Source organism: Micromonospora sp. M71_S20 (assembly GCF_003664255.1).
Lineage (GTDB): Bacteria > Actinomycetota > Actinomycetes > Mycobacteriales > Micromonosporaceae > Micromonospora.
The window spans coordinates 4,660,290-4,677,306 of the sequence record NZ_RCCV01000001.1 but is presented as its reverse complement, the minus strand read 5'-3'; the positions used below and the strand labels follow the sequence as shown (position 1 = coordinate 4,677,306).

At 75.4% G+C, this 17,017-nt stretch carries 18 protein-coding genes; 17 read left to right on the top strand and 1 reads right to left on the bottom strand.

Going from position 1 to position 17,017, the window contains the following annotated elements; translation table 11 throughout:
- The first annotated feature begins 87 nt into the window (after window positions 1-87).
- From DER29_RS20085 to DER29_RS20065, 5 genes are all read left to right on the top strand, one after another.
- On the top strand, window positions 88-1,362 hold the full coding sequence (locus DER29_RS20085; RefSeq protein ID WP_121398735.1) for a beta-ketoacyl synthase: 1,275 nt from the start codon (window positions 88-90) through the stop codon (window positions 1,360-1,362).
- On the top strand, window positions 1,359-2,606 hold the full coding sequence (locus tag DER29_RS20080) for a beta-ketoacyl synthase N-terminal-like domain-containing protein (RefSeq protein ID WP_121398734.1): 1,248 nt from the start codon (window positions 1,359-1,361) through the stop codon (window positions 2,604-2,606). Before DER29_RS20085 ends, DER29_RS20080 begins: the two co-directional genes overlap by 4 nt.
- A gap of 83 nt (window positions 2,607-2,689) precedes the next feature.
- Complete coding sequence (locus tag DER29_RS20075; protein ID WP_121399356.1) at window positions 2,690-2,992, top strand: antibiotic biosynthesis monooxygenase; 303 nt, start codon at window positions 2,690-2,692, stop codon at window positions 2,990-2,992.
- A gap of 84 nt (window positions 2,993-3,076) precedes the next feature.
- On the top strand, window positions 3,077-3,379 hold the full coding sequence (locus DER29_RS20070; protein ID WP_121398733.1) for a hypothetical protein: 303 nt from the start codon (window positions 3,077-3,079) through the stop codon (window positions 3,377-3,379).
- 278 nt (window positions 3,380-3,657) lie between these two features.
- Window positions 3,658-5,043, top strand: a complete 1,386-nt coding sequence (locus DER29_RS20065; RefSeq protein WP_121398732.1) for a class I adenylate-forming enzyme family protein — start codon at window positions 3,658-3,660, stop codon at window positions 5,041-5,043.
- On the opposite strand, the gene DER29_RS20060 is transcribed toward DER29_RS20065, so the two are convergent.
- A complete protein-coding gene (locus DER29_RS20060; protein ID WP_121398731.1) occupies window positions 4,974-5,816 on the bottom strand; it encodes a 4'-phosphopantetheinyl transferase superfamily protein in 843 nt (280 codons plus the stop codon). The two genes, DER29_RS20065 and DER29_RS20060, sit on opposite strands and share 70 nt — an antisense overlap.
- Before the next feature lie 15 nt (window positions 5,817-5,831).
- Between DER29_RS20060 and DER29_RS20055 the strand changes: the two genes are divergently transcribed.
- From DER29_RS20055 to DER29_RS20000, 12 genes are read left to right on the top strand one after another with little or no spacing between them, the layout of a single operon-like run.
- Window positions 5,832-6,098, top strand: coding sequence for an acyl carrier protein (locus tag DER29_RS20055; protein ID WP_121398730.1), 267 nt, complete (start codon window positions 5,832-5,834; stop codon window positions 6,096-6,098).
- Window positions 6,098-6,343 carry an acyl carrier protein gene (locus tag DER29_RS20050; protein ID WP_121398729.1) on the top strand — a complete coding sequence of 82 codons (246 nt, stop codon included), beginning with the start codon at window positions 6,098-6,100 and terminating at the stop codon, window positions 6,341-6,343. The genes DER29_RS20055 and DER29_RS20050 overlap by 1 nt, the downstream gene beginning before the upstream one ends.
- Complete coding sequence (locus DER29_RS20045) at window positions 6,336-7,418, top strand: beta-ketoacyl synthase (RefSeq protein ID WP_121398728.1); 1,083 nt, start codon at window positions 6,336-6,338, stop codon at window positions 7,416-7,418. Before DER29_RS20050 ends, DER29_RS20045 begins: the two co-directional genes overlap by 8 nt.
- The gene (locus DER29_RS20040) at window positions 7,415-7,963 is read left to right on the top strand and encodes a beta-ketoacyl synthase chain length factor (protein WP_121398727.1); all 549 of its coding nucleotides are present in this window, start codon (window positions 7,415-7,417) and stop codon (window positions 7,961-7,963) included. The genes DER29_RS20045 and DER29_RS20040 overlap by 4 nt, the downstream gene beginning before the upstream one ends.
- Window positions 7,960-9,576, top strand: a complete 1,617-nt coding sequence (locus DER29_RS20035; protein WP_121398726.1) for a class I adenylate-forming enzyme family protein — start codon at window positions 7,960-7,962, stop codon at window positions 9,574-9,576. Before DER29_RS20040 ends, DER29_RS20035 begins: the two co-directional genes overlap by 4 nt.
- Window positions 9,573-10,865, top strand: coding sequence for a beta-ketoacyl synthase (locus tag DER29_RS20030; RefSeq protein WP_121398725.1), 1,293 nt, complete (start codon window positions 9,573-9,575; stop codon window positions 10,863-10,865). Before DER29_RS20035 ends, DER29_RS20030 begins: the two co-directional genes overlap by 4 nt.
- A gap of 13 nt (window positions 10,866-10,878) precedes the next feature.
- A complete protein-coding gene (hppD, locus tag DER29_RS20025; protein WP_121398724.1) occupies window positions 10,879-11,979 on the top strand; it encodes a 4-hydroxyphenylpyruvate dioxygenase in 1,101 nt (366 codons plus the stop codon).
- Window positions 11,976-12,905 (top strand): phytanoyl-CoA dioxygenase family protein, encoded by a 930-nt coding sequence (locus DER29_RS20020; protein ID WP_121398723.1) that lies wholly within the window; start codon window positions 11,976-11,978, stop codon window positions 12,903-12,905. Before hppD ends, DER29_RS20020 begins: the two co-directional genes overlap by 4 nt.
- Before the next feature lies 1 nt (window position 12,906).
- Window positions 12,907-13,704 (top strand): DUF3050 domain-containing protein, encoded by a 798-nt coding sequence (locus DER29_RS20015; RefSeq protein ID WP_121398722.1) that lies wholly within the window; start codon window positions 12,907-12,909, stop codon window positions 13,702-13,704.
- Complete coding sequence (locus DER29_RS20010) at window positions 13,701-14,672, top strand: thiamine pyrophosphate-dependent dehydrogenase E1 component subunit alpha (protein WP_121398721.1); 972 nt, start codon at window positions 13,701-13,703, stop codon at window positions 14,670-14,672. The genes DER29_RS20015 and DER29_RS20010 overlap by 4 nt, the downstream gene beginning before the upstream one ends.
- Window positions 14,673-15,644 carry an alpha-ketoacid dehydrogenase subunit beta gene (locus DER29_RS20005; protein WP_121398720.1) on the top strand — a complete coding sequence of 324 codons (972 nt, stop codon included), beginning with the start codon at window positions 14,673-14,675 and terminating at the stop codon, window positions 15,642-15,644.
- A complete protein-coding gene (locus DER29_RS20000; RefSeq protein ID WP_121398719.1) occupies window positions 15,645-17,003 on the top strand; it encodes a hypothetical protein in 1,359 nt (452 codons plus the stop codon).
- The last annotated feature ends 14 nt before the right edge of the window (window positions 17,004-17,017 follow it).

The window sequence follows — 17,017 nt, the reverse complement described above, 5'->3', positions numbered from 1 at the left end:
CCCCGCAGTCGCGAACCGAGGTGTCGCCGTGAGCGTGAGGAGTGAGCCGGGGTTGCGAGCCCCGCAGTCACGAACCGAGGTGACGCCGTGAGCGGGCGCCGCACGGTGGTGACCGGCGTCGGGGTGGTCGCCCCCGGCGGCGCCAGCCGGGACCGGTTCTGGAAGACCATCACCGAGGGGCGTACGGCGACCCGGCGGATCACCTTCTTCGACCCGTCGCCGTTCCGCTCCCAGATCGCCGCCGAGTGCGACTTCGACCCGGTCGCCGCCGGCCTCACCGCGGCCGAGCGGCAACGCGCCGACCGGTACGTGCAATTCGCCCTCGCCTGCGCCGCCGAGGCCGTCACCGACTCCGGCCTGGAGCTGACCGACGCTGAGCGGGACCGCACCGGCGTGGTGCTCGGCACCGCCGTCGGCGGCACCACGGCCCTGGAGCAGGAGTACGTCACGGTCAGCGACGCCGGCAACCGGTGGCTGGTCGACGCCGGGCGCGGCGGCCCGTACCTCTACCAGGCGCTCGTGCCCAGCAGCCTCGCCGCCGACGTGGCGTGCCGGCACGGGCTGCACGGCCCCGCGCAGGTGGTCTCCACCGGCTGCACCTCCGGCATCGACGCGATCGGGTACGCCCACCAGCTCATCGCCGACGGCGAGGCCGACATCGTGCTGGCCGGGGCCGCCGACTCGCCGATCTCCCCGGTCACCGTCGCCTCCTTCGACGCGATCAAGGCGACCAGCCCGGACAACGACGACGCGGCGCACGCCTCCCGCCCGTTCGACGCCGACCGGCACGGCTTCGTCCTCGCCGAGGGGGCGGCGGTGCTGGTGCTGGAGGAGGCCGGGCACGCCCGGCGCCGCGGGGCGCACGTCTACTGCGAGGTGGCCGGCTACGCCAGCCGCAGCAACGGCTACCACATGACGGGGCTGCGGCCTGACGGGCTGGAGATGGGGCTGGCCATCTCGGCCGCGCTGAAGCAGGGCCGCATCGCCCCCGAGCAGGTCTCCTACATCAGCGCCCACGGCTCGGGCACCCGGCAGAACGACCGGCACGAGACCGCCGCGTTCAAGCGGGCGCTGGGTCAGGCCGCGTACCGGGTGCCGATCAGCTCGATCAAGTCGATGGTCGGGCACTCGCTCGGCGCGATCGGCTCGATCGAGATGGCCGCGTGCGCGCTGGCCGTGGAGTTCGGCGTGGTGCCGCCGACGGCCAACTGGAGCACCCGCGACCCGGAGTGCGACCTGGACTACGTCCCGAACGAGGCGCGGGAGCTGCCGGTCGACGTGGCGCTCTCGGTGGGCAGCGGGTTCGGCGGTTTCCAGTCGGCGATGGTGTTCCGCCGGCTGTCGGGGCGGGTGCTGCCGTGACTGCGCGGGCCGTGGTGACCGGCATCGGCGTCGTCGCGCCCAGCGGGATCGGCGTGGACGCGCACTGGCGTACGGTGCTCGCCGGCACCCGCCGCACCGGACCGATCACCCTGTTCGACCCCGCCGGCTACCCCACCCGCCACGGCGGGGAGGTGCCCGGCTTCGACGCCGCCGCGTACGCCGACAACCGCCGGCTGGTGCAGACCGACCGGTGGACGCACCTCGGCTTCGCCGCCACCCGGCTGGCGCTGGCCGACGCCGGCCTGCCCGAGCGGGCCCCCGACCCGTACGGCTACGCCGTGGCGCTGGCCAGTTCCTCCGGCGGGAACCTGTTCGGGCAGCGGGAGCTGCAACGGCTCTGGGGCGGGCCGTCGCGCACCGTCGGGGCGTACCAGTCGATCGCCTGGTTCTACGCGGCCAGCGTCGGCCAGCTCTCCATCCACCACCAGTTCAAGGGCCCGTGCGGGGTCCTGGTCGCCGAGGCCGCCGGCGGACTGGACAGTCTGGCGCACGCCGCGCGGGCGGTGCGCCGGGGCACGCCGGTGGTGATCGCCGGGGCGACCGAGTGCCCGCTGAGCCCGTACGCCCTGGCCTGCCAACTGCGCTCCGGCCTGCTCAGCGACTCCGCCGACCCGGAGCGGGCCTACCGGCCGTTCGACGCCGCCGCCAGCGGCTACCTGCCCGCCGAGGGCGGCGCGGTGTTCGTGGTGGAGGAGCTGGGCCACGCGCTGTCGCGGGGCGCCCGCGTGTACGGCGAGGTGACCGGTTGGGGCGCCACCCACGACGCCGTCCACACCGGACCGGACACGGCGGGCGACCCCGGGCAGTACGCCCGCGCCATGCGGCTGGCCCTGGACCGGGCCGGCGTCGGGGCGGAGACGGTCGACGTGGTGCTGCCCGACGCGCTCGGCGTGCCCCGCTACGACCGCAGCGAGGCCACGGCGCTGCGCGCCGTCTTCGGCGACCGGCCGCCCCCGGTGAGCACCCAGAAGCCGCTGACCGGCCGCGCACACCAGGGCGGCTCGGCGCTGGACGTGGCCACCGCGCTGCTCGCGTTCGGCCACGACACGCTGCCGGCCTCCGCCGGGCCGGACGAGGTGGCCGAGGGCTGCGAGCTGGACTTCCTGCGGGAGCACCGGCGACCGCGCAGCCGGCTGGCGCTGGTCTGCGCCCGCGGCTTCGACGGTTTCAACAGCGCGCTGGTCCTGCGCGGGGCCGCGCCGCAGAGGAGAGTGACGCCGTGAGCGAGCAGGTCACCGGTACGACACCCGTCGGATCCCGGGTCGGGGCGCAGCGGGGAGCCGACGCGGGTGGGCAGCGGGCGCGGGTGGTGTTCCTGGTGCGGGTGCCGCGCGAGCGTACGGAGGCGTTCCTGGCCGCGTACGAGGCGGTCCGGCACCTGGTGGCCGGGGGCGTTGCGGGGCACCTCGTCGACCAGGTCTGCCGGTCGTCGACCGACCCGGAGCAGTGGCTGATCACCAGCGAGTGGGCGAGCCTGGCCGACTTCGAGGCGTGGGAACGCAGCCCGGAGCACCGGGACCTGGTGCGGCCGATGCGGGAGTGCTTCACCGACGCCCGGTCGCTGCGCTTCCACATCCACGCCCAGACCCCCGCCACGTCCCCGGCCTGATCCCGCCTGTCCGGGCGTCGCGGGGCGGCGCGCCGGCACCGCGGTGGGGCTGCCGGGCGCCGGGGGCGGTGGCAGGCTGCGGGGATGAGCGAACGTGACCTGCCCGCCCTGACCCGGGCCGAGCAGGAACTCGTCGAGCGGTACCTGCGTGTTGTCGACCTGGTTGCCCGGCTCAACCCGGCCCGCGACAGCGGGCACTTCGACCCGCTCGGTTGCGTGTTCGCCGCCCAGGCCCTGGCGGCGCAGGCGCGGGCGATCGAGGCCGTGGCAGAGCTGATGCGCGAGCGCGGCGAGACCGAGCTGCACGCAGGCACCCTGGCCCGGGCGATGCGCGCGATGGACGGGGAGCGGCGCACCGCCCGCGTCGTCCTCCCACCGGCACCCTGACCCCTCTCCACGATCCCCCTCGAAGAGCACCATCGGCCGTCCGGTGGGCGTCTCGCGCCGTACGCACGATGGGTCATCCGGCGGTCACCCTGAGCCGCCGTACGCGCCCGATCCTGCCCGCCGAACCGGTCGTGGGCAATCCGGCCGGCCGCCCTTTCTGATCTAGCCATTCGCATCTAGCTATGTGTCCGGACGGCGTCGTAAGGTTCCCCGCAGCACCCCGACAGGCGCACCTTATGGGCGGTTTAGCCCTTGTTGAGGCTGGGCGGTGAACGGTAGTGACCAGGGGAAATCCTGCGGCGACAGACCCGATCTGGGTTGACGATATTCTGCTCGAAGGCCGTTCGACCGACATTTGTCTCCGACTGCCCGAACCGGTCGACCGGGGCACCCTGCGGCGGCTGGTGACCGACGCGCAGGCCCGCCTCGGCGCCGCCGGACTGCGCCCCGGGGGCGCCGCCGCGCTGCGGATGCCGCCCTCGCTGGCGTACGTGGTGAACCTGCTGGCCACCTGGCGCAGCGGGGCGCAGGCGATCCTGCTCGACCACCGGCTCACCGACCACGAGGTCGACCGGGCGCTCGCGCGGCTCACCCCGCAGGTGGTCGTGGCCCCGGTCCGCACCGGCGGCGGCGGGCTGCGGGTCTTCGTCGACGTCACCGAGGGCGTCACCGCTTACGCCGACCGCCCGGCGGTCAGCGGGCACGCGGTGATCCAGCTCAGCTCCGGCTCCACCGGACCGTCCAAGGTGATCGGTCGTACCGCCGAAGACCTGGTCGCCGAGGTGCGCCGCTACACCCGCGTCGACGGCGTGGCGCTGCCCGGCGAGCGGATCATCCTGCTGCCCTCGATGGTGCACGTGCTCGGCCTCGTCGGTGGCCTGCTCTACGGCCTGCACGCCGGCGTCGAGCTGGTGCCGCCGGAGCGGCTCGCCGGCGACGCGGTGCTGGCCGCGATCGCCGCCGCCGACTCGCCGGCCACCGTGCTCGGCGTCCCGTTCCACATCGGACTTCTCGCCTCCACCCGCCCCGCCGGTCCCCTGCCGCAGTTCAGGCGGATGACCACCGGCGGTGAGCTGGTGCCGGCCGCCGTCGCCCGCGCCTTCACCGACCGGTACGGCGTACCGCTGGGCAACATGTACGGGATGACCGAGGTCGGCGTCATCGGCACCGACCTGCACGGCCGGCACCGCCCGTCGGTCGCCCCGGCGCCCGGCATCGAGGTCCGCGAGGTCGACGGCGAGCTGTGGGTGAGCTGCCCCGCGTCACCGTACGTCGGGCTGAGCGACCCCACCCGCTGGGCCGACGGCTGGCTGCGCACCCGCGACGCCGGCGCGGTGGACCCGGACACCGGCCTGGTCACCGTCCGCGGGCGGCTCGACTCGCAGGTCTCCGTCGGCGGCCTGAAGGTCGACCTGACCGAGGTGGAGGCGACGGTCGCCGAGCTGCCCGGCGTCGCCGCCGCCGTGGTCGTCTTCGACGGCGGGATCACCGCCTACGTGCAGCCGGACGGGCCGCTGTCGGAGGAGGTGCTCGACAAGCTGATCGCCGAGCGGTTGGCCGGCTACAAGCGCCCCCGCACCCTGCGTCTGGTGGATCAGCTGCCCCGTACCACCACCGGCAAGCTGGTCCGCTCGGCCGACGCGCTGCGGGCGGCCGCCACGTGAGCGCCGCCCCGCGCCGCCCCGACCGATCCGGCCGCCCCGACCGATCCGGCCGCCCCGTCCGATCCGTCCGTGCCGACCGGCACCGCCCCGATCGGCACGACGTGGACCGGCCCCGCCTCGCCGGCGGCCACCGCGACCGCCAGGACCAGGCCCCCGCCCACCCGGGGATGCCCGACGCGCAGCCGCCCGGCCCCGGACGGTTGCCGCAGCCCGCCGTCGCCGGCCTCGGGCAGCGGGCGCAGCGTGCCGTCGGGGGAGTCGGGCACCGGCCACAGCGCCCCGTCGGGGTCTTCGGGCACCGGCATGAGCCGCCGCAGACCGCCGTCGCGCAGCCCCGTCCCGAGCGCCTTGCCCACGGCCTCCTTCGCCGTCCACAGCCGCAGGAAGTCCCGCGCCCGTCCGTCGGCGCCGCGCCCGGCCAGCCATGCCGCCTCGGCCGGCGCGAACCAACGCCCGGCCAGCGCCAGCGCGGGCAGCGGGCGGCACCACTCCACGTCGACTCCCACGGGGCCGGCTGCCCGGGCGGCGACCGCGACCACGCCGTCGGCCCGGCTGACGCTGACCGGCAGCTCCACCCGGGCCCCCGCGCCGGACACCGCGACCAGCGGACGCCCGTCGCGGCCGTGCTCCACCACGATCTCCGCCTCCGCGCGGCCGAGCAGCGTGGCACCCGCCCGCCGCAACAGCCGCCCGGCCGGGAGCGGCCGACCGCCGACGCCCCGACCGATCCACACGTACGCGGTGTCCCGACCGGGCACCGGTAACTGGCTCACGGAAAGAGGTTAACCATGCGACCCGAGATCCGCGCCTTCGTCGTCGAGCAGCTCGAGGACATGAACTACGACGTCGAGGGCCTCGACGACGACACGACCCTCGGCCCGTCCGGGGTGGACCTGGAATCGCTGGCCCTCGCCGACCTCGCCGTGCGCGTGGAGGACCGCTACGGCCTGAAGTTCGCCGACGACGAGTCCGAGAAGCTGGCCCTGATGACGGTCGGCGAGTTCACCACGATGGTCGCCGACCGGGTCGCCGGGGCGACGAGCGACAACGCCTGATGGCCGGTCAGCCCGAGCTGGAACGGGCCGACCTGCTGGCCATGCTCGCCGAACTGGCCGGGAAACCGGCCGCCGAGGTCGGCGACCGGATCGGCTCCATGGAGCTGGCCTGGCTGGTGCACCTCGTCGAGCAGCGCCTCGACCGGCGCCTCGACCTCACCGACGACCAGCTCGCCGGGATCCGCACCGTCGACGACGCTCTGGCGGTCTTCCGGACCACCCTGACCGCCGCCGCCGATGGCTGAGCGGGTGGCCGTTCAGCTCACCGGCGCCCACGCGACCAGCGCGTTCGGCAGGGGAACCGAAGCGCTGCTCGCCGGCGTGCTCGCCGGGGCCCCGGCGTTCCGGCCGGTGGACCGCTTCGACACGACGCCCCGCCGGGTCGACGCCGCCGCCGTCCTGTCCGACGCCGGCGACCTGACCGACGAACTCGCCGAGGCGGTCGACGCGGCCTGCCGGGACGCCGGGCTCGACGCCGGCCGCCGGGCCGGCACGGCCCTGCTGCTGGCGGTGCACGGCGGCGCGCACGTGCCGGCGCTCACCACCGGGCTGGCCGCCCGGACCGGGCTCACCGGCCCGACCCGGGCGTACACCACCGCCTGCGTCTCGGCCAGCAGCGCGGTCGCCGACGCCGCCGCCCTGATCCGCCGGGGCGACGTCACCCGGGCGGTGGTGGCCGCCGGCTACCTGGTCGAGCCGGACCAGTACGCGCTCTTCGACGCCGGTCGCGCCCTCGCCACCGACGGCGCGGTGCGCCCGTTCAGCGCCGGCCGCACCGGTCTGCTGCTCGGCGACGGCGTCGCCGCGGTGGTGCTGGAGTCGCGGGTGGTCGCTCGGGGCGCGGTCGCCGACCTGCTCGGCTGGGGCCGGTCCGGCGACGCGTTCCACCCCTGCCAGCCGGAGCCTGGCGGGCGGGGGCTGGCCCGGGCGGTCACCGCGGCGCTGTGCCGGGCCGGGCTGCCAGCGGAGGCGATCGGGTACGTCAACGCCAACGCCACCGGCACCGGCCACAGCGACGCCTCCGAGGCGGCGGCGCTGCGCACCGCGCTCGGCGCGGCGGCGGCACGCGTCCCGGTCAGCTCCACCAAGGCGCTGCACGGGCACGCTCTGGAGGCCTCCGGCCTGCTGGAACTGGTGGTGACCGTGCTCGCCCTGCGGCACGGGAAACTGCCCGTCAACGCCGGCTGGCTCGGCCCCGACCCGGCCTGCCCGCTGGACGTCGTCCGCGACGCACCCCGGCCCGCCGCCACCGGGTACGCGCTGAGCCTCAACGCCGCCTTCGGTGGCGCCAACACGGCGCTGCTGGTCGGTGCGGCATGAGTCCGACCGCCGGGCATCCCGCCGGCCGCCTCACCGTGCTGGCCGAGGCGGCCTGGCCTGAGCCGGGCGACGGGGCGCCGCCGCCGGTGCCCGGGTACGTGCACTCCAGCTTCCCGCCCCTCGTCGCGGCCGTCGCCGAGCGCTGCCTGACCCGGGCGTACGGCCGGCGGCCGGCCCCCGACGGCGAGCGGATCGCGGTCGTGCTGGTCAGTGCGGCCGGGGACCGGGCCAGCGCGGCGCACGTGCGTGCCACGGTCGCCGGCGGCGGCCGACCCGGGCCGCTGTTCTTCTTCCAGTCGGTGCCCAACAGCGTGGCCGGGCACGTGGCCGCCCGCTGGGGCCTCGGCGGGCCGGTGCTCTGCCTCGCGCCGACCGGCGACCCGCGCGCCGAGGGCACCGCGGAGGCCGAGCTGCTGCTGCACGACGGCGACGCCGACCGGGCGCTGCTGGTTCTGATCGAACAGGCACCCGACGACGGCCTCCCGGGTGGGGCACCCGGGACCGGCGCCGTCGCGGTGCTGCTGGGGGGAGGAGACGCACCATGAGGAACAGGGGACTGCGTGGGGTGCTGGCCGCCGACGAGCGGATCGGCGCGGGCAACGTGCTGGCCCGGGTGCTGGCCCACGGCGCCGACCCGGACGGGCCGGGCCTCACCTTCGACACCGCCGTGGACGGCCACCCGGCCGGGCGGGCGCTCACGCTGGGCCGGCTCGACGAGCGGGTCGCCGCCCGCGCCGCCTGGCTGCACGAGCGGGGAATCAAGCCCCGCGACCCGGTCGCCGTGTGGGCCACCGCCGCCGCCGACATGGTGCTCAGCTTCCTCGCGCTGACCCGGCTCGGCGCGATCCCGGCGCTGGTGAACGGCGGGCTGCGTCCCGAGATCGCCGCCGAGTACGTCCGCCGGCTGCGCGGCGTCGGCGTGCTCGCCGACGACGCGCACCGCGCCCTGCTGGCGGGCCACGACCTCGGCGTGCCGGTGCTCGGCACGCCCGCCGAGGCCGGCACCGGCGACCCGGCCGCCGCGCCGGAGCACTACCGGCACCACGCCGACGACCCGGTGGTCATCACCCACACCTCCGGCACCACGGGGGTGCCCAAGGCGGTGCTGCACTCGCACGCCAGCCTGTTCGCCGCCACCCGGCACCTGCTCGCCATGCCGCAGGCGCAGGGCACCCGCCGCATCCTCAACGCCCTGCCCGCCCCGCACACCGCCACCGTGCTCATGGTCAACCAGGCCCTCGGCAACTCCGCCGAGATGCTCCTGCTCTCCGAGCAGGGTGGGGAGCGGGTGCTGGAGGCGATCCAGCGCTGGCGTCCCGACGGGGTCTTCGGGTTCTCCGTGACGTGGGCGGAGCTGGCCCGCTTCGACCTGTCCGCGTACGACCTGGACTCGGTGTCGCTGTGGTTCAACACCGGCGACTGCTCGCACGAGCCGCACGTGCGCCGGCTGGTCGCGGTCGGCTCCCGCGACGTGGTGACCCGCGAGGGCGTCACCCGGGTGCCCGGCTCGGTCTTCATCGACGGGCTGGGTTCCAGCGAGATGGGGCACTCGATGTTCCACATCACCCACCGCGTCGACACCGACCGGTACGGCCGCTGCGTCGGCCGGCCCTACCGGTTCGCCAGGGTCGCCGTGCTCGACGCCGACGGCGATCCGGTGCCGGCCGGCGAGGTGGGCTGGCTCGGCGTCGACTCGCCGTCGCTGTTCCGCGGCTACTGGAACGACTCCGTCACCACGTACCGGTCCCGGCGACGCGGCTGGTACCTGACCGGCGACCTGGTGTACGCCGACGACGAGGGCCGCTACCACCACCTGGACCGGGCCGTCGACGCGGTCGACGCCGGAAACGGGCGGTGGTTCTACACCGCGCTGTCCGAGGAGCGCGTCCTCGCCGCCTGCCCGGACGTCACCGACTGCACGGTCGTGATCACCTCGGGGGCCGGCGGGGTGGTCACCGACGTGCTGCTGGAACTCGCCGCCGGCGTCGACCCCGCCGAGGACCGCACCGGTCGGGTCCGGGCCGCGCTCGGCCCGGACGTCGGCGCGACCCTGCGCCGGGTCGTGCCGGTCCGCTCCGCCGACATCCCGGTCACCGTCACGGGCAAGGTGCGCAAGGTGGCCCTGCGGGAGCGCTACCTCACCGAGACGCCGTCATGACCGCCGTCATCACCGGGATGGGGCTGTTCACCCCCGTCGGACGGGGCGTCGACGCCACCTTCGACGCGCTCTGCGACGGCCGGTCCGGGCTGACCCGGCCGCCGGCCGGGCACCCGGCGGCCGGGTCGCTGGAGGTGGCCGGCGTGCTACCCGACGTCGATCCCCGCACGGTCGCCACCGGGCCGGAGACCAGGGTGCTGGACCGGGTCGTGGTGCTCGCCCTGCTCGCCGCCGCCGACGCCCTCGCCGACGCCGGCATCGAGGTGGGCCGGGACGTGGACCCGGGCCGGATCGGGGTGATCGTCGGCGGCGTCGGCGGGATGGCCACCCTGGAGGCGCAGGTGCTGGCCCGCGCCGAGCGCGGCCGGGCGGCGGTCAGCCCGTACCTGCTCACCGGCATCCTGCCGAACATGCCGTCGGCCCGGATCGCCATCCGCCACGGCATCCGCGGCTACACCTCGTCGGTCGGCACCGCCTGCGCCTCCGGCGCCCAGTCGATCGCCGACGCGGTGCGGCTGATCCGCGCCGGGGAGGCCGACGTGGTGCTCTGCGGGGCCAGCGAGGCGCCGCTGTTCCCCACCTTCGCCGACACCTTCGGCAACGCCCGGGCGCTCGCCCGGGGCTGGGCCGACCCGACCGCGGCGAGCCGGCCGTTCGACGCCCGCCGCAACGGCTTCGTCCTCGCCGAGGGCGCGGCCCTGCTCGTGCTCGAACGCGCCGAGCACGCCGCCGCCCGGGGCGCCGCCGGCTACGCCGAGGTCGCCGGGTACGGGGTGAACACCGACGCGTACCACCCGACCGCCCCGCGGCCGGACGGCGCCGGCGCGGCGGAGTGCATGCGGCGCGCGCTGGTCAGCGGCGGCGTGCCCGCCGCGCGGGTCGGCTACGTCAACGCGCACGGCACCGCCACGAAGCTCGGCGACATCGCCGAGACGACCGCGCTGGCCGAGGTGTTCGGCGCCGGCGGCGTGCCGGTCAGCTCCACCAAGGCGCTCACCGGCCACCTCCTCGGCGCCTCCGGGGCGCTGGAGGCGGCGGCCACCGCGCTGGCGCTCGGCCGGGGCCTGCTGCCGCCGACGCACAACCTCGACGACCCGGACCCGGCCTGCCCGGCGGACCACATCCGCGCCGAGCCGCGGAAGACGGACACCGGATACGCGCTGACCAACTCCTTCGGCTTCGGCGGCCAGAACGTGAGCCTGCTGCTCGCGCGGGCCGCCCGGCCGAGGGACTTTCCACGCACCATCCCGGGCGGACCGCGCCCGGACGGCAACCACGGGGAACCGTGAAAGGGCTGAGGACATGGACATCCGTGGGATAGACCACATCGAACTCTTCGTGGGCGACGCCCGGCAGGCGGCCTTCTACTTCGACCGGGCGGTCGGCTTCCAACTGCTCGGCCAGGGCGGCCCCGAGACCGGGCTGGCCGACCAGCGGTCGCTGCTGCTGAGCCAGGGCGACGTCCGGATGGTGCTCACCACCGGGCTCACCGCCGGGCACCCGGCGTCGCGGTACGTGCAGCGGCACGGCGACGGCGTGGCCGTGGTCGCGCTGGAGGTCGACGACGCCGCCGGCGCGTACGCCGAACTGGTGCGCCGGGGAGCGGCGGGGGTGACGCCGCCGACGACCCGCACCGGCGCGGACACCGAGGTGGTGACCGCCGAGGTGGGCGGCTTCGGCGACGTGCGGCACCGCCTCGTGTCCCGCCACGGCGACCGGGGCGAGTTCCTGCCCGGGGCGATCGAGATGATCCCCTCCGACGGCGGCGGCAAGCTGCTCGCCGAGATCGACCACCTGGCGGTCTGCGTGCCGCCCGGGCAGCTCGACGAGACCGTCCGGCACTACCGGGACGTCTTCGGGTTCGCGGAGATCTTCACCGAGCACGTGGAGGTCGCCGGGCAGGCGATGAACTCCACGGTGGTGCAGAGCGGCTCGGGGCGGGTGACCCTGGTGCTGCTGGAGCCGGACCGCTCGCGCCGGCCCGGGCAGCTCGACGCGTTCCTGGACCAGCACGTCGGCGCCGGGGTGCAGCATCTGGGGCTGCGCACCGACGACATCGTCACCGCCGTGGCCGCCCTCGCCGAGCGGGGCGTGCGCTTCGCCGGCACCCCGGCCAGCTACTACGACGCCCTGGAGGCGCGCGTCGGCCCGGTGGACGCGCCGCTGGAGCGGCTGCGCGACCTCGGCGTGCTCGTCGACCGCGACCACGGCGGTCAGCTGCTGCAGATCTTCACCGAGTCCATGCACGTGCGCCGCACGCTCTTCCTGGAGCTGATCGAGCGGCGCGGGGCGCGGACCTTCGGCAGCGGCAACATCAAGGCGCTCTACGAGGCCAAGGAACGGGAACTGGCCGCGGCGGGAACCACCGTCGCGGCCCCGACACCGCAGGAGGTGCGGGCGTGACCGCGACCGAGTTCGAGCCGACGCTGACCGCCGAGGAGGAGGCGCTGCTGCCCTCCGAGGAGGACGTGGCGTTCTACGCCGCGCACGGCTGGTACCTGTCGAAGAAGCTGCTCACCGACGACGAGGTGGACGCCCTCACGGCCGCCGCCGACCGCTACTACGCCGGCGAGCGGTACCGCCGCCTGCCGGTGCGCCCGCCGAGGCTCGCCTACTGGGACCCGTCGAAGGGCCCGGTGCAGCGGCACAACGACTACGTCCACCACGAGCACGACGTGCTCGGGGCGATCCTGCGCAAGCCGCTGATCGGCGCGGTCGCCGCCCGCCTCGCCCGGGCCACCGAGATCCGCGTCTTCCAGTCCACGCTGATCCACAAGCCACCGGTGTCGGGCGAGCCGTCGAACATCGTGCCCTGGCACTTCGACAAGCACTACTGGGCGTCCTCGTCGTCGGAGGACATGCTCACCGCGTTCATCCCGTTCCACGACTGCGGCGAGGAGATGGGCACCATCACGATGGTCGACGGCTCGCACCGCTGGGCGGAGACCGGGGCCGACGACACGGTGGTGCGCCACTTCGCCGAGCGCGACCGCGACCAGCTGGAGGAGATGCTCGCCGAGAACGCGGCCCACAACGGCGCGCAGATCCGCAAGGTGCCGATGGTGATCCCCAAGGGACACATGAGCTTCCACCACTGCCGCACCTACCACGGCAGCGGCGCCAACGTCAGCGGCCGCCCGCGCCGGGCGATCTCGCTGCACCTGCAGGACGGCGACAACGCCTGGCGGGCGTATCCGCTCTCCGACGGCAGCCTCGCCGCGTACAACCACGACGTGCTGGTCCGCCGCACCGACGACGGGCGGCCGGACTACGCGGACCCCGAGTACTGCCCGGTCATCTGGCGCCACCGCGCCCCGCAGGGAGGCTGACATGTCACGGTACGACTGGGGTAGGACGCACCCGGGGATCGAACGGCTGGAGAAGGCGGTGAGCGAGCGCCGCGAGGCGGTCGTGCGGCACCCCCTCTACGCCGCCCTCGACACCCACGAGGCGCTGGTCACCTTCATGGAGCACCACGTCTTCGCCGTCTGGGACTTCATGTCCCTGCTGACGTCGTTGCAGCGGCAGCTCACCTGCGTCACCGTGCCGTGGATCCCGACCGGGCCCACGGGCAGCCGCCGGCTGATCAACGACATCGTGATGGTGGAGGAGAGCGACGAGCTGGGCGACGGCTACCTAAGCCACTTCGAGCTGTACGTGCGGGGCATGCGCGAGGCCGGCGCCGACACCACGGCCGTGGAGAAGTTGATCGACCTGCTGCGGGCCGGCCGGCCGGTGGCCGAGTCGCTGGTCGACGCCGGGGTGCCCGCGCCGTCGGCCGCCTTCGCCGGCACCACCTGGCGGATCATCGAGAGCACCCCGGTGCACTGCCAGGCCGCCGCCTTCGCCTTCGGCCGGGAAGACCTGATCCCCGACATGTTCACCCAGGTCGTGGCCGTCAACGAGCGCAGCCGGCGGCTGCACACGTTCGTCGACTACCTGGAACGGCACATCGAGGTCGACGGCGAGCAGCACACCCCGATGGCGATGCAGATGCTCGCCGACCTGTGCGGCGACGACGACGCCAGGTGGCAGGAGTGCGCGGACACCGTCAACACCGCGCTCGCCGCCCGCGCCCGGCTCTGGGACGACATCCTCGCCGCCGTCGAGGAGGGGCGCGCGCGGTGACGGGCACCGACCCGGTCCGGCTCTACCGGACGGTCCGGCTGATCCGCCGCTTCGAGGAGCGGGCCATCGAGCTGGTCCGCTCCGGGCACGTCGTCGGCGGCATCCACCCGTACCTCGGGCAGGAGGGGATCGCCGCCGGGGTGTGCGCCGCGCTGCGCCCCGCCGACCTGGTCGCCGGCACCCACCGGGGGCACGGGCACGTGCTCGCCAAGGGCGCCGACCCGGCCCGGATGATGGCCGAGCTGTGCGGCCGGGTCACCGGCCTCAACGCCGGCCGGGGCGGCTCGATGCACGCCGCCGACTTCGGCGTCGGCGTGCTCGGCGCCAACGCCATCGTCGGCGCGTCCGGGGCGATCGTCACCGGCGCGGTCTGGGCGCGCCGCCGCTGGGGCGACGACGTCGTCGGGGTGAGCTTCTTCGGCGACGGCGCCGTCAACGAGGGGATGCTGCTGGAGGCGTTCAACCTGGCCGCGCTGTGGCGGGTGCCGGTGCTGTTCGTCTGCGAGAACAACGGCTACGCCACCACCATGCCCGTCGCGGGCGCGGTCGCCGGCAGCATCCCCGGCCGGGCCGCCGCCTTCGGCATCCCGGCCGCCGTCGTGGACGGCCAGGACCCCGAGGCGGTACGCGGCGCCGCGAGCGCCGCCGTCGACCGGATGCGCGCCGGCGGCGGCCCCGAGCTGATCGAGGCGCTGACCTACCGGTTCGACGCCCACCACACCTTCGAGCACGCGGTACGCCTCGACTACCGCCCGCCCGACGAGGTGGCCCGGGGCCGTTCCCGCGACCCGGTGGACATCCAGGGCGCCCGGCTGCCCGCCGCCGTGCGGGCCGACGTGGACGCCGAGGTGGAGTCGACGCTGGCGGCGGCCGTGCGGTTCGCGCTCGCCAGCGCGGAGCCGGACCCGGCCGACGCCCTGGCACACCTGTACGCCAGCGGCCTGACCGCCCGCACCGGAGGTGGCTAGATGCCCAGACTGTCCTACCGCAAGGCGCTCACCCGGGCGCTCGCCGACGAGTTGGCCCGCGACGAGTCGGTGTTCCTGCTCGGCGAGGACATCCGGGTGGCCGCCTCGAACGTCACCGCCGGGCTGGTCAAGCGGTTCGGCCCCGACCGGGTGCTCGACACCCCGCTGTCGGAGCAGGCGTTCACCAGCTTCGCCACGGGGGCGGCCCTGGCCGGGATGCGGCCGGTGGTGGAGTTCCAGATCCCGTCGCTGCTGTTCCTGGTCTTCGAGCAGGTCGTCAACCACGCGCACAAATTCCCGCTGATGACCGGCGGGCAGTGCGCCGTGCCCGTCACCTACCTGGTGCCGGGCTCCGGCTCCCGGACGGGCTGGGCGGGGCAGCACTCCGACCACCCGTACAGTCTCTTCGCCCACGTCGGGGTGACCACGGTCGTGCCGGCCACCCCCGCCGACGCGTACGGCCTGCTGGTGTCGGCGGTGCGGTGCGACGACCCGGTGGTGGTCTTCGCCCCGGCCGGGGCGCTGGACGTCCGCGCCGACGTCGACCTCGCCGCGCTCGCCCCGGTGCCGCTGGGCCGCGCCCGGGTGCACCGGCCCGGCGACGACGTGACCGTGGTCGCGGTCGGACACCTGGTGCACGACGCCCTCGCCGTCGCCGAGGAGCTGGCCGACCAGGTGTCGGTGGAGGTGTTGGACCCACGCACGCTCTACCCGTTCGACTGGGACGGCCTCGCCGCCTCGGTGGCCCGCACCGGGCGGCTGGTGGTGGTGGACGACTCCAACCGCTCCTGCGGCATCGCCGGGGAGATCATCGCGACCGTGGTCGAGCGGGTGCGGCTGGTCGCGCCGCCACGGCGGGTCACCCGCCCCGACGGCGCGGTGCTGCCGTTCGCCCCGGCGCTGGACCGGGCCGTGCAGCCCAGCCGCGAGCAGCTGCGGGCCGCCATCGGACACGTCATGAAGGAGGGATGAATGGACGACGTCGACTACCGCTGGCCCTCCGCCGCGCGGGCGTGGCTCGACCTGCCCGCGCCGGTGCGCGCCGAAATGGTGGCCGCCGGGGCCGGGTCCTGGCGCGAGGTCTTCGACGGCCGCGCCACGTACAACGAGCAGTGGCGCCTGGCCCGGCCGCCGGTGATGGACGAGACCTCGCTGGGCGTGCTCAACGCCGTCGCCGACCGCCTCGCGCAGCTCCTCTTCGAGGCGTGCCGGCGGCGGGCCGGCACGGCGGGGGAGCTGCGCCGGCTGCTGGACGTCGCCGACGGCGAGACCCGGCTGCTCGACGACGACGAGCCGCTGACCGAGGCGCTGCTGGACGCCTTCCGCCCGGACGTGCTGCTCTGCGACGGGGTGCCCCGGTTCGTCGAGTACAACATCGACAGCAGCCTCGGCGGGGCGTTCGACGCCGACACCACCGTGCGCCGCTTCGTCGACGTCTACCGGCGGACCGGCCTCACCGACCGGGTCCGGCTGGCGGCGGCGCCCTCGGCGGTGGACCGGCGCTTCGCCGCGATCCGCGCCGGCCTCGGCCTGCCCGAGGGCGCCCGCGTAGCCATGCTTGTCGACTTCGACGCCGAGTACCCCGGTCTCGACGACCCGCAACGGTTCATCCGGCTGCTGTCGCCGGTGGTCGAGCGGGCCGCCGCGAGCGGCATGGACCTGGTCATCGCGCCGGTCTCCCAGGTCACGCTCGACGACCGGAAGCGGCTGGTCGCCGGCGGGGCGCCGGTCGACGGGGTGTTCCGGCTCTTCGTGCCCAACCGGGTCACCCCGAGCGCCGGGGTCGACGCCCTGGAGGCGGCGCTGGCGGCGGGCACGGTGCCGATGTGGGTGTCGGCGGCGGCCTGGCTGGTCGCCAACAAGCGCGCCTTTGCCTGGCTGTGGGAGGACGCCGACACGCTGCCGGCCGCCGATCGGGACCTGGTGCACCGGTACGTGCCGCGTACCTGGTCGCTGACGACGCAACTGCTCGACCGGGCGGTGGCCGAGCGGGCCGGCCTGGTGGCGAAGCCGGCCGACGGCTCCGCCGGGGTGGACGTGCTGATCGGCCGGGAGACCGACGCCGACGCGTGGCGGGACGGGCTGACCCGCGCCGTCGGGCGGGGCGGCTTCATCCTCCAGGAGTACGTGAAGGCCGACGACGTGCCGCTGGACTTCGTGCACATCGAAACCGGAGAGACGGTCGCCGCCGAGGTGCCGTACAGCATCGCCCCGTACCTGTTCGGCCGCCGGCCCGCCGGCGCCTGCATCCGTACGGGCTTCCCCGGCTGCGACGGAGTGCTCAACCTGGCCCGCGGCGTCCTCCTCTCCGGCCTTCTGACCACCCCCTGAGGGGCGGGTTCGGT

Excerpts from the sequence above, each read along its gene's own strand:
- DER29_RS20070 (WP_121398733.1), top strand. The coding sequence starts at position 3,077 with ATGAGCGAACGTGACCTGCCCGCCCTGACCCGGGCCGAGCAGGAACTC.
- DER29_RS20055 (WP_121398730.1), top strand. The coding sequence starts at position 5,832 with ATGCGACCCGAGATCCGCGCCTTCGTCGTCGAGCAGCTCGAGGACATG.
- DER29_RS20050 (WP_121398729.1), top strand. The coding sequence starts at position 6,098 with ATGGCCGGTCAGCCCGAGCTGGAACGGGCCGACCTGCTGGCCATGCTC.
- DER29_RS20045 (WP_121398728.1), top strand. The coding sequence starts at position 6,336 with ATGGCTGAGCGGGTGGCCGTTCAGCTCACCGGCGCCCACGCGACCAGC.
- DER29_RS20040 (WP_121398727.1), top strand. The coding sequence starts at position 7,415 with ATGAGTCCGACCGCCGGGCATCCCGCCGGCCGCCTCACCGTGCTGGCC.
- DER29_RS20035 (WP_121398726.1), top strand. The coding sequence starts at position 7,960 with ATGAGGAACAGGGGACTGCGTGGGGTGCTGGCCGCCGACGAGCGGATC.
- DER29_RS20030 (WP_121398725.1), top strand. The coding sequence starts at position 9,573 with ATGACCGCCGTCATCACCGGGATGGGGCTGTTCACCCCCGTCGGACGG.
- hppD (WP_121398724.1), top strand. The coding sequence starts at position 10,879 with ATGGACATCCGTGGGATAGACCACATCGAACTCTTCGTGGGCGACGCC.
- DER29_RS20015 (WP_121398722.1), top strand. The coding sequence starts at position 12,907 with ATGTCACGGTACGACTGGGGTAGGACGCACCCGGGGATCGAACGGCTG.
- DER29_RS20005 (WP_121398720.1), top strand. The coding sequence starts at position 14,673 with ATGCCCAGACTGTCCTACCGCAAGGCGCTCACCCGGGCGCTCGCCGAC.
- DER29_RS20000 (WP_121398719.1), top strand. The coding sequence starts at position 15,645 with ATGGACGACGTCGACTACCGCTGGCCCTCCGCCGCGCGGGCGTGGCTC.